Genomic DNA, 15,526 nt, shown 5'->3' on the forward strand with positions numbered 1-15,526 from the left:
CCACGAATTTTTCGGGCTGCGGTGCTTACATCGCCAACGGCAAAACCTCCTCAACGCGGTTCAGTTCGGCAGCGAGTTCAGGCAGACCGACATGTACGGCAAGAAGATCAGCGAGGTATTGCGACAGCGAGGACGCACCCGCGGCGCGCCACCGCTGCTCAAGTCGTTCGGCGACGATGCGCGGCGGGCGAACCATGACTACTTTCCGATCGCCTTTGGAGTTCCGTGGCATGAAGCCGATCCTTCTCGCAAGGGCATTGTTTCTGTTTCAGGCGCGCCGCAAACTTCGTGATGTATTTGTGATACGACTACGCAGCCAGACGCGGAGCCCTCATTGAGGCCCAGTTCCGCACGGCGGTAACTATCACGCTCCAGAAGTGGCCGTTCTCGGGATCTCGATCGACCAGGGGGGCGATCTTGTCGGCCGCGGCTGAAATGAGTTGGCCGGCCTCAACCATGTGGCCCGCGGCCGCGGTGAGATCAGCCATGGCGATGTCGGTGAGGTCGTCATGGCCGTAGGCGTGGCTCAGCGATTGCCCTAGGGCAAGACCGACCCGGACGAAGGCCTGCGCCATGAGGTGAGTCAGTACCTCTGCCGCATCCAGGACGCGGTAAGCCTCATCAGGGTCCATAACGTGGCTGGCCAGTCGGATCACCGATGTTGCGTTGTTGAATGCGCGGACGTCGGCCACGGCGGCGAGGAGGCAATCGTCTACAACGGTCATTATTACAGAGTAACAGAAATTGTAAGTTACAGAGTTATCCTAGTCCGAGCGACTGACGAAGCTCAGCTTCGGTGTTGCCGACCAGCTCTGTTTCACGTTGGAGCAGCAGGTCGATGGCCACTCGGATCAGGGTGTTTTCGGTGATCCGTTCACCTTTGCCAGCCCGGGCCCGGTTGAGGGTGCGACTGATACTGCTCAGGCGGTTGTACTGATCAGGCCGCAAGCGCGCTTCCTTACGCTCGAGCTGGCCGTAGGGCACCCACTGCCCCGGCACGGGTTCGCGATCTTGACCAGGCACGTGTCACCTCTTAAATCAGAAAGTTCGGTATTCCCAAAGTAACAGACAATTTTCGGGGAATTGGGCCTTCCATTCCGCGCCGACATGTCCCCCATTGATGATGGGCCACGCGGTTCGCGAATCGCCGCTAGCGGGTTTTCTATCGGGGCGGTCCGGCGAGAGGGTGCATGGTGTCGTCCCTGCCGACATTTCGTTTGAAGATTTCCTTGCATGGCACTCCCTTCCTCGTACTGGCCGCGTTTGTGCGTGATGGTGCTGGCTGTCAAGGCTCGACTTGGGTTCGACCGCGCAGCGGGCATGGCCTTGACAGCCAGCACCATTACGTTCACCACAATTGCGGCGAGGAAGGGGAGCCCGACTCTAAACGAATTACCTAATATGCAGCCATCAATCCATACATACAGGTATATGGATTGATGGCTGTCTGCGCCTTGTGCGCCGGGGGTCAGGTGGTGAGGTCTGGGTATGTCCGGTGGATGGCCGCCAAGAGCAGCGCTTGCACGCTGGTGTCGTGCCGAGCAGCGGTCACTTTCAGCGTTTTATGCAGTTCAGCGGGTAGGTCCACTGTGCTCCGTCTGCCGCTGACGCCGTGAAACTGTCGAGCCGACTCCGCCAACGCTGTCGCGTCGATGAGTCCGTCAGTGATTGCGACGCGCACCAGTTCGGTCACTGTGGTGTCGCGGGATGCCGCGTGCGACTTTAGGCCGAGCCGCATTTGGGGGGGGTACACGACAGTGGTCCGTTGCGGTGGTGCATCTGCCGGTGCGGCCGCCGGCGAGACGGGGTGGAAGATTTCTGCCGCGCGAGCGCTGGGAGCGGCAGATACCGGCCGGCGGATTATCGAGGACCGGACTTGATCGGCTGTGGTCGGCTTGGTGCTCACTGCACCACCTCCTGGAGTGCTGGTGCCATGGCGGTGGTCAGCTCCTCGAACACGTCGGCGTAATCACCCAGATAGCGGGGAATGCACCTGCCGAATGCCCGCTCAACGGCGGTACGCGCTCGCACGACGGTGCGCAGAATGGGTGCCCCTGCGTCGGCCAGTGCCAGCGGTATCTCGGTGGCCTCGACTTTCCGCAGATCGACCAACGTCAACAGGATGGTGGTGGGACGGTGTGCGGTGATGTCCAGCGTCGGCCACACGCGGTCAATGTCGGCCGAGCGCGGCCCGGACGGAATGATCACTAAGTCAGCCGCGTCGATCGCTGCGTCGATCGCCGCCGCAGTGCCCGGCGGGGTGTCGAGCACGATGAGCTCATCGGGCGTGCTAGTCAGTCCTCCGAGGTCATCAGCTGTAACAGGTGTGACCGTGAAGGGAAGCGGCATATCGACTGATGCCGCTCGTTCCGCCCAGGACGCCGCCGAACCCTGCGGGTCGGCGTCGAGAACGCGCGTGGGGATACCGCGCCTGGTCGCTGCGGCGGCCAAAAACATCGCGGTCGTGGTCTTGGCGACCCCACCTTTGGTGTGCACGAGTGACCAAATCATGCAGTAACTATACATCCAGCCATCCATACATACAGGAATATGGATTGCTGGATGTCTAGGTGTCTGCGGTGACGTTACTTCTGCCCGTTACCGTCTGCGCCATGGGTGTGTTTGAGGGCGGGTTTTATGAATCGGGTCCAGTCATCGACCCGGTGAATTTCACTGCTGGCCCTGACGCCCGCGACCTGGGGCTATGCGGTCGCTAACGCGTACGTTTTAGCCTTGTTGCGTCTCTCTTCTTATCGCGGGCGTGTGTTCAGTAACGCGGTGACTTTGGTGTTGTCGGTGATCCATTCTGCGAGGTTGCGATCGATCATGCGAGTGAGCTTTATGTAGGCCTCGACCCCTTCGGCGGCGGTCAGTCGGCTCGGCTGTCGCGGTCCGGAACGTTGACCAGGTAGGGGAAATCCGTTGTGGAGGGGTTCGTGGTGGGCGACGCGGTTGCGAAGGACGTTGACGGTTTTCGCCACGGAGTGAACCCATGTCCGGGTGAACCGCGCATGGGGGCTCGGGTCGCTTCGCGCCTCGTGGCGGCCGCCGGGGAATGCTGACCGTAGCGTCGATCTCCATAGTTGCTCGTAGTCAGCGTGGATGCGGCGCGGCTCCCGACCGGCGTAGCCGCCGGCGTCTAGGAGGTTGACCCACATTCCGAAGGTGCATTGCGCGATCAGTCGTCCTGGTGTCGAGGGGTGACCCTGCACGGGATTGCGGAGGTAACCCCAGGCCCGTTCGACCTGCTTCAGTGAGCGGTCATCAAGGGCGATGGTCTGGTACCACGCGGGTCCGTGGGCATTGGTCAACGCGGTGTGCAGGGCGTTGCGCAACGCAACTTCGACGATGGCCAGATCGGCAAGGATGGCGGTCGATAGATCGCGATCCCAGATATAGAGCTTGCGCGCGAGATTCTTGTCGTGGCCGGCAGCCTGCAAATAGGACGCGTATCGCGGGTTTGATATGGCCCGATCGAGCGCGGCGGCGCGGCGTGCCTCGGCCTGCTGGGGTGTCTCTGACACTGGACTCCTTTTGGCGTTCCGAGGTAACATAGCTGTCAGAAGTCCCCGCGATCCGCCTCTCTGGCCTTGAGCCATGACGCGGCCGGGGTTTTTTCTTTGGGTCAGTTCCCAAGGATCTATGGTCGGAACTGCTTGATCTTGAGGAATCTTGACGTCCCGAGACGTCGGGGATTCGCGATGAGCGCCGTCAGTCGCGAGATTCAGGCGCTTGGCTTGGCTTGGCTTCGCCGTTGAGCTTCTTGGCCGCGTCGGCGTATAGGTCGAGAGACACCTGCTTCGGGACGTCGCTGAGTTCCTCGACGCGCGCCAGCAGGGTAAGTAGGTTCAACGCGGTCAGTCCGCTCAGCAGATCCCAAATGCCGGCAGGAATCGATTCGCCATCGCGGACCATTTGCCTAGTGATGTAGTCGATCAGACCGGGGTCGGGGGCGCCGCCGGTCGCCGCGGCACGGTCATACCCCTCCAAAAGGCCCGCTCATGGCTTCGACGGCGGCCGTGACGTTCTTCGAGTGGCGTGCCATCTCCACTGCTCGATCATCCATAACCGCCAGTCTTTCACGGCGTTGTCCCACAATCGACGGCCTTGACACCGCCACATAAGAACCTCAGTCGCCGTCGAGTTGGTCGAGCAGCGCTGCCGCAACTAGTGCGGTTGCGCGGGCGACGAGGCGAGCTTCCGCTGGGTTCAACGCGGTGGTCTTGCCTGGTGGTCCAGGTCGTCCATGGCCAGTGCCAGCGTCGTTCCGGAGTCGATTGACTGCGATGGCCAGCAGGAACAAGCATTGATGCACTGCACGGTGCGGATCGGAATCGAGCTTTGGCAGCTCCGTGGGGGTGGCCATGCCGATCGCGGTGAAAGCGTTGGTCAACGTGACGGGGAAGTTGTCTGACACTGAGTAGTTGCCCAGAAGCTCTTTCAGAACGTGTCGGGCCGCGGCTTCATCGAGTTCTTTTCCCGTGCCCACCTGTAGCGGGGCGTCGTCGGGGTTGAGGTTGATCCTGTCAACATAGGTGCGCAGCGCCGCGGTGAGTTCCGTGCCGCTGAGGTTGTCGATCACGGTCGGTCGTACCGAACCGTCAGGGTCGAGAGTGAACCCGAGCGGGGCGAAGGCCTGGACTAGCTGGGTCACTTTCCCGCTGCCGGCATAGCTTTCGCTGCTGGGGTTAAAGCCCCCGTGAGCACGACAAAGCGCCACAAGTTCTCGGGCTAACGGCAATCCTGCGGTCATCGTGTGCGCGGCCGGAGCGGTGAAGACATGTCGTATTCGGTTCATCTTGCCCAGAGGGGTCCCGTTCGGTGTTCTTCCTTCTGGCGCCGGGTCGAGATGACTGAGGCCGTGGCGGGTGAATGCGTCGCGGAGCTGCTTGTGTGAGGGGCTGCCTGGGATATCGAAGAAGGGGCCTAGGGCTGCGCCCAGCTCGGTCAGATTCACGGTTGAGTCGACTCCGGTGCTGGATTGTCTGCGGGCGCGGAAACGTACCGGTATGCCGTTGCTCGACTGATGCCAAAAGCTTTGGCAAGTTCGTGGACAGGCTCTCCCATCTCGGCGAGACGACGGAGTTGCTGCTGTCGCTCAAGGGTGAGTTTGGCGGGCTTAGTGGCCGGTAGAGAGCGTGCTCGCCGGGAGGCCCGAGAAACAGCGCGGCGCTCTCGGCCGAGTTCAAGTTCAAGCTCGGCCAGGGTGGCCATGATGGCGGCGACGGCACGACCTGTCGGGGTGCCCGTATCTACCCCTTCACGTATGGCGCGCAACACGATTCGGCGATCACCTAGTTCGGAGATGGTACGTGTAATTTCCGCTACGGATCGCCCGAGACGATCGATGGCGGTAACGATCACGGTGTCACCTTCGCGCGCATAGTGCAGCAGAGCCGCCAGGCCCGGCCGGTCGGTATTCACCGCACCTGAGAGCTTGTCGGTGAAAATATGGCAGGATTCGACGCGCTGGGCAGCGAGGGCGACTAGCTGCGCATCGAGGTCCTGGCCCGCGGTACTCACACGGGCGTATCCGAGAATCGTTGTCACACCGCTACCGTCTCATTGCCCTCCGACATCAAGGATCTGAGACACGCGATGTGAGACAAGAAATGAGACGCCGCGACCTGGGCCGATAGGTGGACAGAGGGGCTTCCTTGGGGTGTCTCATTTCCCTAGAAACGAGACAGGGCTCCTCCGTGGGTGAAGCTCGAAAAGTTAGGTCGTCGTGTCTATCGCGTCGGAGATAGCTTCGAGGTCGTGAGAGATGCTGTGCAAGATGTGCAGCTGAGCCTGCGCTTGTAACGCCCGCACCCGCGCCCAACGGCCGCCACTATCTCTCGGATCGGCCTGACGGTTCAGCGCAGATTCGAGCTCCTCCTCGGCAACCGTCAGCGACTCTATGGCCTTTTCGTACTGTCTCTGCGCCGCTTTATTCATGTTCACCAACGTTAAGGGCGAAGGGTGACACGACGTTGAAAAGCGGGGGGTTCTCGCAAAAGACGGTTCGAGTGTGAATTGGCGCGATCCGAGGCACCTCGTCATATTGGACTGGTTCCGTTGCGGCGCAGCGTCGGTGGGTGTGCATACGATTGGCCTATGTCGACGTTTGCGATGGACCCAGAGGCGACGCGTGGGGGGTTAGGGGTCGCGGATGCCGCGGCTGCGCCACAGCCCGGCCCAAGTGCCGGCGTCCTGCAATGCGGTGGATACGTAGCAGGCTTGATTAGCACGATGAGCGGGTCGGTAGCGGCGCGCCAGGCCGAGGCGAAAGTTCGGGTGGCCGCCAACATGGGAAGCCGGGAATTTTCTATTGCTGCGGTCGAGGCCGCAGAAGCGGCGAACTCAGGTGCTCTAAGCACATAGGAAAGGACGGCATGTCGAGTCCATCGCCGTGGTCAAGGGGGGAAACTCCCTCGATAACCGTGCCCCCGCCAGCAGCACCAGGTCCCTTGTCATCAGGTCGAATGGTACGAAACGAGGTTCAGCCACGATCGGGGTTGCGATTCTGGGCGTGGGCGATGCTGACCCTGATAGTCGTAGCCGCTACGAGCGCGGCGGGCGGAGCCATTACTTACTCAGTGCTAAATGACGCCACGCATCCACCGGTTGACTCGACGCAACCATCGCGCGGCGGGGCAAGCTCGCCGACGACAACAGCGCAATTCAGCGTGGGAGAAATAGCCGCCGCTAAAGACGGTCTGTGTCGAGGTTTTGACCTTTCTGTGCGAGGGCAAGAGGGGCAGGGTGGAGTTCGAGTCGCAGGTGGTGACGCAAATTTACCAATGGTGCTGCGAGCTCTTAATAGTGTCTCAGCGGTGCAAAACTCGCTTACTCCAGCAGTCCCCGCCGACGTCTCAGCGGCAGCTCGGGGTTATATGAAGGCCACCCTTGATCAAACAACCGCAGCGATGGGGAATTCGTCAACCAGCGAAGTAAACCGACTCACAGATGTGCGTAATGACGCGATATTCGCGTTGGTCGACGCGTGCGGTCTTCCGAGGTGAATTGAAATATGGCAACAGTGTCTGGTGTTGAGGTCCCGGACTGGTGGGCGGAGCGGAATAACCGGCAGATACAGAAGCTGCTGAAGATTCATCTCGAGTCGGCGTCGAACCCGTTGTCGCATCCGGGTGTTCCGGCGGTTCCCCATGTGGCTGGTGATCATCCGCCTCCGCAGGGCGCGTTTGTGACGCTGTTGTTCGGGCCGTTGGTGTGGCCGTCGGATTCGGAAACGCAGGTAGCCGCGCTTGGCGAGCAGTGGCGCGAGAACGGCCGGATAACCGAAGATGCGGCGACGGAGGCCCACCGGGCGATGCATCAAGTGTTCAGCACGCATTGGACGGCCGGTGAGGGTGCTGATCGGGCGTATGACGCCTATAGCCGTGAGGTGTCGGACAAGTTCGAAATTGCGGAAATGATGAGCTTCGGCGGTCATCTTATTAAGCGCAGTGCGGGCGATGTCGAATACACGAAGCGGGTGATGCTGCGTGAGAACAATGATTTTCATCAGGAAATCCAGGCGTTCCTCCGGGGTATGAGCGGTCAGTCGATTGCGCAGGTAGCGGTAATCCTTGCACCTCATCGGGCCATGATTGACGAGGCACAGGTACAGCTGCGGGCACACGTCGCCAAAGACACTTTGCTCTTCACCAACCGATTCCCGCTCAGCCCTAACGGAGGCAAAGAGCCGAGAATAAAACAAACAGGGAATGGATTGACTTCAGATCAGTCTCCTGATGAGCCCACTCCGAATGTGCCGCCACCCCAACCCGCCGCAGGTGTCGCAGGCGACCACTCTCCAGGTGGGCAGAGAAGTCCCCGGACGCCCGACGGACGCATAGTCTCACATTCACCAGATGGGGAACTGGGTCCGCCGCCCAAGGCGGCTCTGAGTCCGTTGTCGTCGCTCGGTGGCGGTGGTTTGCCTTCGTTGCCGAGCATGCCGGGTGGCGGGGGTGGTGTGCCCGGGTTTCCGATGTCGATGTTGCAGGGTTTCGGCAAATTCCCTGGGGCCACGGGCTTTCCGTCGACGGCCGGTCTGTCGTCACCGGTGAGTCCTCCGCCTGCGTTGTCTTCGTTGGGCGCGGATTTCGGGCGTGGTTTGGCGGCTGGGGCGTCGGCGGCGGGAGCTATGCCGGCGGCTGCGCCTCCTTCGGCTCCGTTGACACCTTTGATGGCGGCTCCGGTGGAAAGTACTGCCGCAGCGGCGGCGCCGGCTGCGGCTCCTGTTGCGGCGCCGATCTCTTCGGCGCCTTCGGGCGCGGGGATGCCCGCGATGGGAGCCGGGGCCGGGTTGGCGCCTTATGGGTCGGTGTTGCCGCCGGCGATGTCGAATCCGGCGCCGGCCAGTGTGGGTGCGGCTTCGCCGGCGGGTTTGGCGGCTGCGGCTGAGGGAGCGGTGTCGACTGCTGGCGGTAGTTCTGCTGGTTTGATGCCGGTGGGTGGTCGGCGCCGCGTTTCGCAGGTCGTTCGGGACAGCGCGGAGACTGATCTTGGGCGGGCGCGTCTGGCGGTGGCGGATCTTGCTGGTGCGGCGTCGGTAACGGATCCGGGTTTGGATTGGGCGGTGGCGGTGTCCCGGGATCGGACGGGCGGGATTTCGTTATGGGTGGCCACCAACGACGGCGCTACCTATATCCCGCCGGGTGTTTTTCTGCATAAGACGATGCCGATCGCGGCGGTCTTCAACGAGGATTTCGATGCGCGCTGGTTCGGCTGGGTAAATCCGGCCGATAAGGCTGTGCGGGCGGCGCGGTCGTTGGGTGAGGAGGTGTCGGCGGTGGCGACGTCGTGGGCGTTGCCGTCGGAATACCTGACCGAGGACCCGGTGCCTGAGATGGCCGTCGGTGTGGCGCCTTCGGGTGTGGATAGTCTGGCGTCGCAGCTGTCGCGGGATCGTTCGCATCGGCTGAAAACGGTGGACCCAGCACTGTATGCCGCTGTGAAGGATGCCGATGCGTCGGTGATGCGCAAGTATTGCCGAGAGTTGGTACGGCGGCTGGTTTTCGGTGATGACACCGAGGGTGTGTCCGCGGTGGCGCAGGCAGTAGCGCAGGCGTTGGTGGCAGGGAACTGGCCGGCGAAGGAGGAGTGGGCGGCACTGGCCTCCGAGTACGACAAGGCTCAGCTGCTGGTGGGCACGCAACGCCCCGGGCTTGACGGCCTCGAAAATGCGGCGCAAATCGTCAGTCACGCACAGTATTTCGTGGAGGCCCGCCGGATGGAAGCGTTGTTGTGCTGGGAACGCTACGGCGAGGACTTGGCGAACGTGGTGTACGCGGCGTGGGTGTGCGGGGTGCGCGCTGAGTTGCCGCGGCGATGAGCGCGAAAGCAGATTTTATTGGGACAGTGGCAGCGATGCTGACCGAGCCGCGGCCGCGACCGCGGCCGCCCAAACAGTTCCGGAATTGGGGAGGGTCGCAAGTCGGTCAGGCATTGATGACGTTCGATCTGGCCGTCGAGTTCATCCTGATCGCCGAGCATGCTGCGGCGGTGGCAGCTTGGAAGCACCGCCAGCAGCGGCTGGCGGGCTGGCAGGAAACTCTCAGTGCCGAACAAGCACCGATGACACTGGAAGAGCTGGCGGCTGCGATACATGCCGCAGGAGACGTCGATCGCAAACAGTTGGACACGGTGATGTTCGGCACGCGTCATGGGGAAGCATTGTTGGATGACCTGACGGACCTGTGTGCGGCGGCGACCCGGCAATATGAGGAAGGCGAACGTAAGGATCGCGTGCTGACGGGCTGCAGGGAGCGCGTCGCCATGATTTTGCGGCGCTGCGAGCAGCGCCGCGCCGAAATCAACACGGCTACCGCCGCGCGGTTTGAACCACTCCCCGCCAGCGACGACGCTGATCGAGACGCCGTCCTCGCTGATGCGCACAACGACCTGATGGTCGTGTTCTCGACGACCTCGGAGCATCTCAACGCTCAAACGCGCCGCGTGCTGAACCTCAACCCACTCACCGCGACGACGCCGCTCGCGGATTTTTGGGCTCAAAGTAAGGCCCTTATTCCTGGTTTGTCAGAGGCTTAGCCCGTAGCCGCGGTCGTGGCTGCGGTGGCGGGAGCGCTCTGCGAGGTTGTCGAGGCTGGCGGCGGCGTCGGCGATGTCGCGCAGGCGGTGCATGAGCTGGGTGCGCCGGTGGAGTAATTCGACGGCCTGGTTGTGCAGGAGTTCGGTGTTTTGGTTGTGGGTGGCGTGGGGTGTGTTGGTAGTGGCTAGGTGGCGTTCGGCACGCTCAATCGCGGTGCGGGGCTGCGGTTTTCGGTGTGAGTCGGGGGTTCCGAGTTCGTGGAAGGTCAGGCAGTTCTGCTGGAGCGCGGTGAGCAGGTTGTGGGCGGGTTCGTGGTGGTGTCCGGTGGTGGTGATGAGGATGAGTTTGGTGTTGGTGTTCCCAGCAGCATTGGTGAGCCAGCACAGGTTATGGGCGCTGAGGTGGTCGGCGTCGTCGACGACGATCAGGCTGCCGAGGGGCAGGTCCAGGGGCTTGTTCCCGAGTGTGGTGCGAGAGCTGTCGAGGTGGCCGCCGGCGTCGGCGTAGGGGTGGTGTGCGGCGTAGTCGCGGGCTGCCGGGCTGGCAGTCAGGGCGAGCACGTGGTGATTCTGGTCGTGTGCGGTTGCCACGAGCGCGGCCAGTGCGCCGTGCTTGTCGGCGCCGGGGTGCAGGTGCAGTGCTTGCACGGTGTGGATGTTGGCGGTGATCGCGGTGATGACGCGGCGGTGGGTGTCGTCGAGGTCGGCGAGCGCGGTCTCGGTCGGGTAGTAGAGGGCGCCGGGGCTGGCGGTGCTGGCGGCCTGCAGGAAGTCGATTTCGGCGCGCAGTGCGGGCAGCTCGGCAGCCAGATCGTAGATGGTCGCAGGGGTGGTGTGGGCGCGGTAGTCGGCGCGCAGCCGGGCGCGGGTGCGCTCGTGGTGATCACGCAGGGCGCGCACTGGGGCGGGTTGGTAAGCGCGGTCGGTGTCGGCGGCGACATCGAGGACGGTGCGCGCCCGCTCATCGTGAGCGAGCACCTGGCGCAGCAGGGCGGCGGCGGCGCGGCTGGTGCCGCGTTGAGCCAGATGCACCCCGCTCTCGGCGAGCACCGCAGTGCGTTCGTGGTCGGCTTCGCCAGCGTTTTTCTCATACAGGTAGAGGTGGTTGTGGTCACGGCCGCGGGTCAGCGCGACGTAAGCCAGGGCGCGAGTGGCGCGGTCGCTGAGCACGGCGTGGGCGGTGTCGGCGGTGACACCTTGGGAGGCGTGCACGGTGACCGCGTAGCCGTGATGGACGTGCTCGGCGAGGTAGTCGCCGGTGAACAGGGCGCGCGCACCATCGGTGAGGCGGCGCGCGGCGATGCGGTTATTGGCGGTGTCGACTTTGTAGACCCGCCAGCGGTGGCCGTTGCGGACCGGGTCGGCCACAGTGGTGGTGTCGGTGGCCTCCACGACGTGCACCGTGGCGTCGTTGCGGCGGGAGATGACGATATCGCCGACACCGATCCGATGCCCGCGAGCACCGGTGACGGTGGGGGCATCAGCGGGCACGGTGTGGTGGTGCAGGCGGGTGTTCAGCGCGTCGCACACTTCCCAGTTGTCGGTCATCAATACCGCGTCTTTGCCCGCGGCCCGATCGGCCTGATAGCGGGCCAGCGCGTCGTGGGCCATGGTCAGCCCGTCACCGGTATGCAGTCGCCCATGGGTGCGGTACCAGGCGATCGCGCGGCGCAGCGGCTGAGGTCCGCCGTTGCGCACCGCCAGGGAAGCGGCGCGTTCGTCGGCATCATGCATACGCCACACTTCGGACAGTCGTTGCGCCCAGGGCAGGTCCTCGACCAGCTGGTGAAACATGCCGGCGCGGGCCTTGACCGGGGCCAGTTGATAGGCGTCACCGACGAGGACTGCTTTCGCGCCGGCGGCGGTGGCGGCGGTCAACAGTTCCCGCAGATCGGGGGTTCCGACCATGCCGGCTTCATCGACAACGACCAGGGTCCGGTGATCCAGGCGCAGCACACCGGTGCGCAGATGTTTGAGGGCTTTAGCCACCGTGTAGCCGGTGTCGCCGGCTCCTTCGCGCACCGCCACATCGACGGCTTTGCCGGTCGGTGCAGCCACCAGCACCCGCGTTTTCCCTCCCCGGTATGCCGCGGCGCGCAGCGCTTTGAGAGACGTCGTTTTCCCGGCGCCGGCGGGCGCCGACAAAGGTTGGATCAGCCACGGCGAGGACGCGATCGCGGTGATCGCGCGGGCTTGATCGGGTGACAAACCGGCGGTGTCCACGACGTCTGGGTCGAGCACGCCGCGCGGGTCACGCGCCCCCATCAGCTCCACGATGGCAGTCTCTTCGGCCAGCACCGGGGCCACGGTGAACCGGTCATGGCCTTCGCGTTCGTGGGCCTGGCGCGGCTGGTTGATGCGCACGCCCAGCCGCTCGGCCATCGCTTCGAGAAGGTCTCGCGGCCCGACCGGTGCGCCCTTGACGACGACTGGCATCCGCGCGCCGATCGTCTCGATCAAATCAGCGCGAGTGAACGCGGGTTTGTCGATACCCGCCGCGGCCGTTCGCGCCGCCGTAAGCACGTTGATCGGCTGCGTTTGGCGCTGCCGACGCGCCTGGACTTGAGCCTGTTCTTCGATCAGGAACTCCCCGAAGCGGGTGGCCCATTCCTGGCGTAATTCGGCCCACGACTTGTGCTCGGGCTTGGCCGGGCGCGTCGCCCGCTGAGCGGCCGCCAGTTGCGCCGCGCTACCCTCGGCGGCCTCGTTGAGGACCAGATTGTGCTCGGCCCACTGGCGCAGTTGAGTGGAACGTTGTGACCCCGCAGCCAGCTGGTCGCGATCCACCCCGGCGATCTCGGCCATGCCGGTATGCGGGTCGATCGGACCCCATTCCAGTCCCAGGGATTGATGGGTTTCGTGGCGCAGCGTGATCTGGTAAATGATCCCCGCGGCCTTGGCTTCATGGTGCAGCGATTTGGAGTCGATCGAGACCAGCGTGCCATCGGCACGGGGCTGAGTATTCGGTAACAGGACATGGGTGTGCAGGTGCGGATCACCGGCCCGCGACGTCTCGTGTTGGTAGGCCGCAGCGACCAGACCGGGCAACCGTTGCAGGTCTTTGCGTCCGGTCTGCGGGTTGTGCACACGGGTGTAGCCGGCGTGGGTGTGCAGGTACGCCATCGCCTCGCGCACGGCCACGTTGTGAGCGTCCAGAAGGGCTTTACTAGTCACGTCATCGGTAGCCAACGCCCGCCACATCGACACACTCTTCGGGGCACAAAACGTCAGGTCGAAACCATGGGTGGAACGCGCGTTAAACGCCCGCCCGCGAGCCCCGTTGGGGGCGGTTCCGTCATCAAGCCAACGCGCCACCGCATCCATGTCCGCGGGTCCGCCAGCACGGTCAGCAGCACTCAAACCCACCAACGCAGCGGCCTTTTCGGTGTCCCCGACACACAACCAGACCGGGGCGCGGGTCTCGCCTTCGGAGTAGTACTCGGCCAACCCTCCGCCGGCGCGCGCACGGCCCGCCGCTGACAGCGCCGCTCGTGCGGTGTCGTTGTAGTAGCGCACCGAATGCCGCTTCATCGGCGGCGAAATCGTCAGCACCCCAGCACCTCTCACCGCATGATCACCGACCAGGGCGAGATGGCCGGTGGAGCGGACCGAAAGGTTCGCTCCACCCATGCTTGCATCACCTTGTGCCAATGTGCCACATCGTCAGGCAGTCAATATCGGTGAATTGCTGTGCGGCCGGGGTGATTTCGGCGAGGCCGGGACGCACAGGACGTAATGAGCGAGAATGATCGGGAAAACAGCAGGCCAGACGAGGATAAGTGGCGGGCCAGACGGCTGAAAACGGAGCGGGGCGAAGTCCAAACACCAAAACGGACCCACGCTGCGGGCCGCCCGATTTGCTCGACTGTCGCGCTGGTTCCCGCCCGACCGCTACCGAAGGGGAAAGAGCGGGCAACGGTTCCCATGGGTGCGGTTAGCGCCACAAGTCCCAGCGAGACATGTCAGGGGTGCGCTGGTCATCGCGGCGAGCATTCTCGATCACCGCGCTCACGCGTGTGTGTTCGGCGGCCGCGGTTGCGGTGCGTCGGGTGGCGGCACGGCGGCGCGCGTAGGCGAGCTCAGCGAAGACCGCCGCACGGCCGGGCCCGGTGGCCGCAGCTCGGCCCGCAGCGCGGCCCTTGCAGTGAGCGTCGTGGTCGGCCTCGCGGGCTATCTGGCGGGCCGCCGCTCGGGCGGTGCGTTCGTGAGCTTCGCGGGCCTCATCCAGGGCGGCCGGCCGGTCGGCCAGGGTGTTGTGGGCGCTGTGCCAGGCCAGCAGGGTGCCCAGCAGGGCGATCGGTCGCGGCGGTGCGTCCGGGATGCGATGCCCGGCGCCGAGCCAGTCGGACACCAGCGCGTTCAGATCGCGCGGTGTCCAGCCGGCGGCCGCCGGCGCGGCCAGCATCGCCGCCCAACTGCTGGCACCGAACCTGCGGGCCCACGGGGGGGCGTGTGGATCAGCGCGCCACCGCACGGCCAGGCGCCGGCCTGTCTCATCCGGTGCTCGGCGGCGCGCAGCGCCGCGGTGCCGGGCGCGGTGAGCGCCCGCGTGGGTAGTAACCAGCTTGCCCAGACAGGGGGGTGTAGTGGTTAGTGGGGACCGTTCCAGGTGGGGTGACAAGCTGTGCATAATCCTGTGCACGATCCGGGTGGTTAGGGCGGTGTCGTGTAGTGCCCAGACGGAGGCCCAGCCGCGGTGGCGATCGCCCATCCGCCAGGAGGCCATGCGTTCGGTGTAGGTGCGCTGGCGGCCGCGCAGGATCTCGGTGGCCACCCCGAGCAGGCGCAGGCATTCGTGGGCGCGTTGGATGGTGCGTTCGTCGTAGCCGGTGTCGCGTTCGAGTTGGGCGTTGGTGGGTCGGCAGCCCCGTCCGGTGCTCCGGTCGGCGTAGCGGGCCATGGCCGCGGCGATCACGATCAGGGTGGGTTTGGCGATGCCGCCGTTGCACATCAGCGGCCGCACCCGGTGGTAGTGCAGGTCGTAGGCCACCGCCACCGTGATGTGCGCCCAGCCGGCGGGGCCGGCGCTCCAGCACGGGACCCCGGCGTAGGCCTGGTCGTCGAGGTTGAGGGCGACGAACGTGCTCGGGGGCGGCAGGTCCCGGCCGGCCAGGCGCCGGCCGCGTCGCATCGCCAATACCTCGGCAACACCGGCGGTGCGGATGACACCGCGACGCGGGTAAGCCGGACTGCACCCGCGATACGTCGCAGGGGCCGCAGTCAGCGGCCGCGACGACGCTGTTAACGGCGTCCGATGATAACTACCGAAGAGATCACGGCGCGCGCCCTCTGGAACCTGATACAGGTATGCGCTACCGTGAGACGAGACTGCCAAGTCACGTCCCTTTCAGGGGCAACGGGTGCGGACCCGGAACCGAGCGCCAACTCGGCTCAAACCCTCCGACAGGGGCCCCGCTCACGCGGGGCCTTCGTCATGTCAGCGAGTCGTCCACACCGCTATGGAATTTTTTCCCATCTAGCCCGA

The 15,526-nt window shown here is 64.4% G+C and carries 15 protein-coding genes and 1 pseudogene; 5 read left to right on the plus strand and 11 right to left on the minus strand.

The window, feature by feature from the left end; genetic code table 11:
• Positions 1-292, plus strand: a 292-nt coding sequence (locus AC5Y5Z_RS25060; RefSeq protein WP_499928188.1) for a hypothetical protein, incomplete at its 5' end; no start/stop codon positions are given.
• Between the two features lie 16 nt (positions 293-308).
• Here the strand turns inward: AC5Y5Z_RS25060 and AC5Y5Z_RS25065 are convergent.
• From AC5Y5Z_RS25065 to AC5Y5Z_RS25105, 9 genes are all read right to left on the minus strand, one after another.
• Positions 309-725 carry a hypothetical protein gene (locus tag AC5Y5Z_RS25065; RefSeq protein WP_287042075.1) on the minus strand — a complete coding sequence of 139 codons (417 nt, stop codon included), beginning with the start codon at positions 723-725 and terminating at the stop codon, positions 309-311.
• A gap of 34 nt (positions 726-759) precedes the next feature.
• Entirely contained in the window at positions 760-1,023 is a 264-nt protein-coding gene (locus AC5Y5Z_RS25070) for a hypothetical protein (protein ID WP_287042076.1), read from the minus strand.
• A gap of 445 nt (positions 1,024-1,468) precedes the next feature.
• Positions 1,469-1,738, minus strand: a complete 270-nt coding sequence (locus AC5Y5Z_RS25075) for a hypothetical protein (protein ID WP_287042078.1) — start codon at positions 1,736-1,738, stop codon at positions 1,469-1,471.
• A gap of 164 nt (positions 1,739-1,902) precedes the next feature.
• On the minus strand, positions 1,903-2,511 hold the full coding sequence (locus AC5Y5Z_RS25080; RefSeq protein WP_287042080.1) for an AAA family ATPase: 609 nt from the start codon (positions 2,509-2,511) through the stop codon (positions 1,903-1,905).
• A gap of 239 nt (positions 2,512-2,750) precedes the next feature.
• Positions 2,751-3,524: an Abi family protein gene (locus AC5Y5Z_RS25085; RefSeq protein WP_287042081.1), complete on the minus strand. Its 774-nt coding sequence runs from the start codon at positions 3,522-3,524 to the stop codon at positions 2,751-2,753.
• A gap of 187 nt (positions 3,525-3,711) precedes the next feature.
• Entirely contained in the window at positions 3,712-3,915 is a 204-nt protein-coding gene (locus AC5Y5Z_RS25090; RefSeq protein ID WP_499928191.1) for a hypothetical protein, read from the minus strand.
• 214 nt (positions 3,916-4,129) lie between these two features.
• Positions 4,130-4,957, minus strand: a complete 828-nt coding sequence (locus AC5Y5Z_RS25095; protein ID WP_287042085.1) for an abortive infection family protein — start codon at positions 4,955-4,957, stop codon at positions 4,130-4,132.
• Positions 4,954-5,550: a recombinase family protein gene (locus AC5Y5Z_RS25100; protein ID WP_287042088.1), complete on the minus strand. Its 597-nt coding sequence runs from the start codon at positions 5,548-5,550 to the stop codon at positions 4,954-4,956. Before AC5Y5Z_RS25100 ends, AC5Y5Z_RS25095 begins: the two co-directional genes overlap by 4 nt.
• Before the next feature lie 168 nt (positions 5,551-5,718).
• Positions 5,719-5,940 carry a hypothetical protein gene (locus AC5Y5Z_RS25105; protein ID WP_287042090.1) on the minus strand — a complete coding sequence of 74 codons (222 nt, stop codon included), beginning with the start codon at positions 5,938-5,940 and terminating at the stop codon, positions 5,719-5,721.
• Between the two features lie 845 nt (positions 5,941-6,785).
• Here AC5Y5Z_RS25105 and AC5Y5Z_RS25110 point away from each other — a divergent pair.
• From AC5Y5Z_RS25110 to AC5Y5Z_RS25125, 4 genes and pseudogenes are all read left to right on the plus strand, one after another.
• Entirely contained in the window at positions 6,786-7,007 is a 222-nt protein-coding gene (locus AC5Y5Z_RS25110) for an Rv2240c family protein (RefSeq protein ID WP_499928199.1), read from the plus strand.
• Between the two features lie 8 nt (positions 7,008-7,015).
• Positions 7,016-7,420 (plus strand): annotated as a pseudogene (locus tag AC5Y5Z_RS25115) (WXG100-like domain-containing protein); the annotation flags it as partial.
• Between the two features lie 768 nt (positions 7,421-8,188).
• Positions 8,189-9,325, plus strand: coding sequence for an EspK C-terminal domain-containing protein (locus tag AC5Y5Z_RS25120; RefSeq protein ID WP_499928201.1), 1,137 nt, complete (start codon positions 8,189-8,191; stop codon positions 9,323-9,325).
• A 116-nt stretch (positions 9,326-9,441) separates the two neighbouring features.
• A complete protein-coding gene (locus AC5Y5Z_RS25125; RefSeq protein WP_287042254.1) occupies positions 9,442-10,041 on the plus strand; it encodes a hypothetical protein in 600 nt (199 codons plus the stop codon).
• Here the strand turns inward: AC5Y5Z_RS25125 and mobF are convergent.
• A complete protein-coding gene (gene mobF / locus AC5Y5Z_RS25130; RefSeq protein WP_499928195.1) occupies positions 10,030-13,671 on the minus strand; it encodes a MobF family relaxase in 3,642 nt (1,213 codons plus the stop codon). The two genes, AC5Y5Z_RS25125 and mobF, sit on opposite strands and share 12 nt — an antisense overlap.
• Positions 13,672-13,975: 304 nt before the next feature.
• Complete coding sequence (locus AC5Y5Z_RS25135) at positions 13,976-15,172, minus strand: helix-turn-helix domain-containing protein (protein ID WP_499928197.1); 1,197 nt, start codon at positions 15,170-15,172, stop codon at positions 13,976-13,978.
• Positions 15,173-15,526: the final 354 nt, after the last annotated feature.

It is taken from the genome of Mycobacterium sp. NGS29 (assembly GCF_059812965.1).

Excerpts from the sequence above, each read along its gene's own strand:
- AC5Y5Z_RS25065 (WP_287042075.1), bottom strand. The coding sequence starts at position 725 with ATGACCGTTGTAGACGATTGCCTCCTCGCCGCCGTGGCCGACGTCCGC.
- AC5Y5Z_RS25075 (WP_287042078.1), bottom strand. The coding sequence starts at position 1,738 with ATGCGGCTCGGCCTAAAGTCGCACGCGGCATCCCGCGACACCACAGTG.
- AC5Y5Z_RS25080 (WP_287042080.1), bottom strand. The coding sequence starts at position 2,511 with ATGATTTGGTCACTCGTGCACACCAAAGGTGGGGTCGCCAAGACCACG.
- AC5Y5Z_RS25090 (WP_499928191.1), bottom strand. The coding sequence starts at position 3,915 with ATGGTCCGCGATGGCGAATCGATTCCTGCCGGCATTTGGGATCTGCTG.
- AC5Y5Z_RS25105 (WP_287042090.1), bottom strand. The coding sequence starts at position 5,940 with ATGAATAAAGCGGCGCAGAGACAGTACGAAAAGGCCATAGAGTCGCTG.
- AC5Y5Z_RS25110 (WP_499928199.1), top strand. The coding sequence starts at position 6,786 with ATGGTGCTGCGAGCTCTTAATAGTGTCTCAGCGGTGCAAAACTCGCTT.
- AC5Y5Z_RS25125 (WP_287042254.1), top strand. The coding sequence starts at position 9,442 with ATGACGTTCGATCTGGCCGTCGAGTTCATCCTGATCGCCGAGCATGCT.
- mobF (WP_499928195.1), bottom strand. The coding sequence starts at position 13,671 with ATGGGTGGAGCGAACCTTTCGGTCCGCTCCACCGGCCATCTCGCCCTG.
- AC5Y5Z_RS25135 (WP_499928197.1), bottom strand. The coding sequence starts at position 15,172 with ATGCGACGCGGCCGGCGCCTGGCCGGCCGGGACCTGCCGCCCCCGAGC.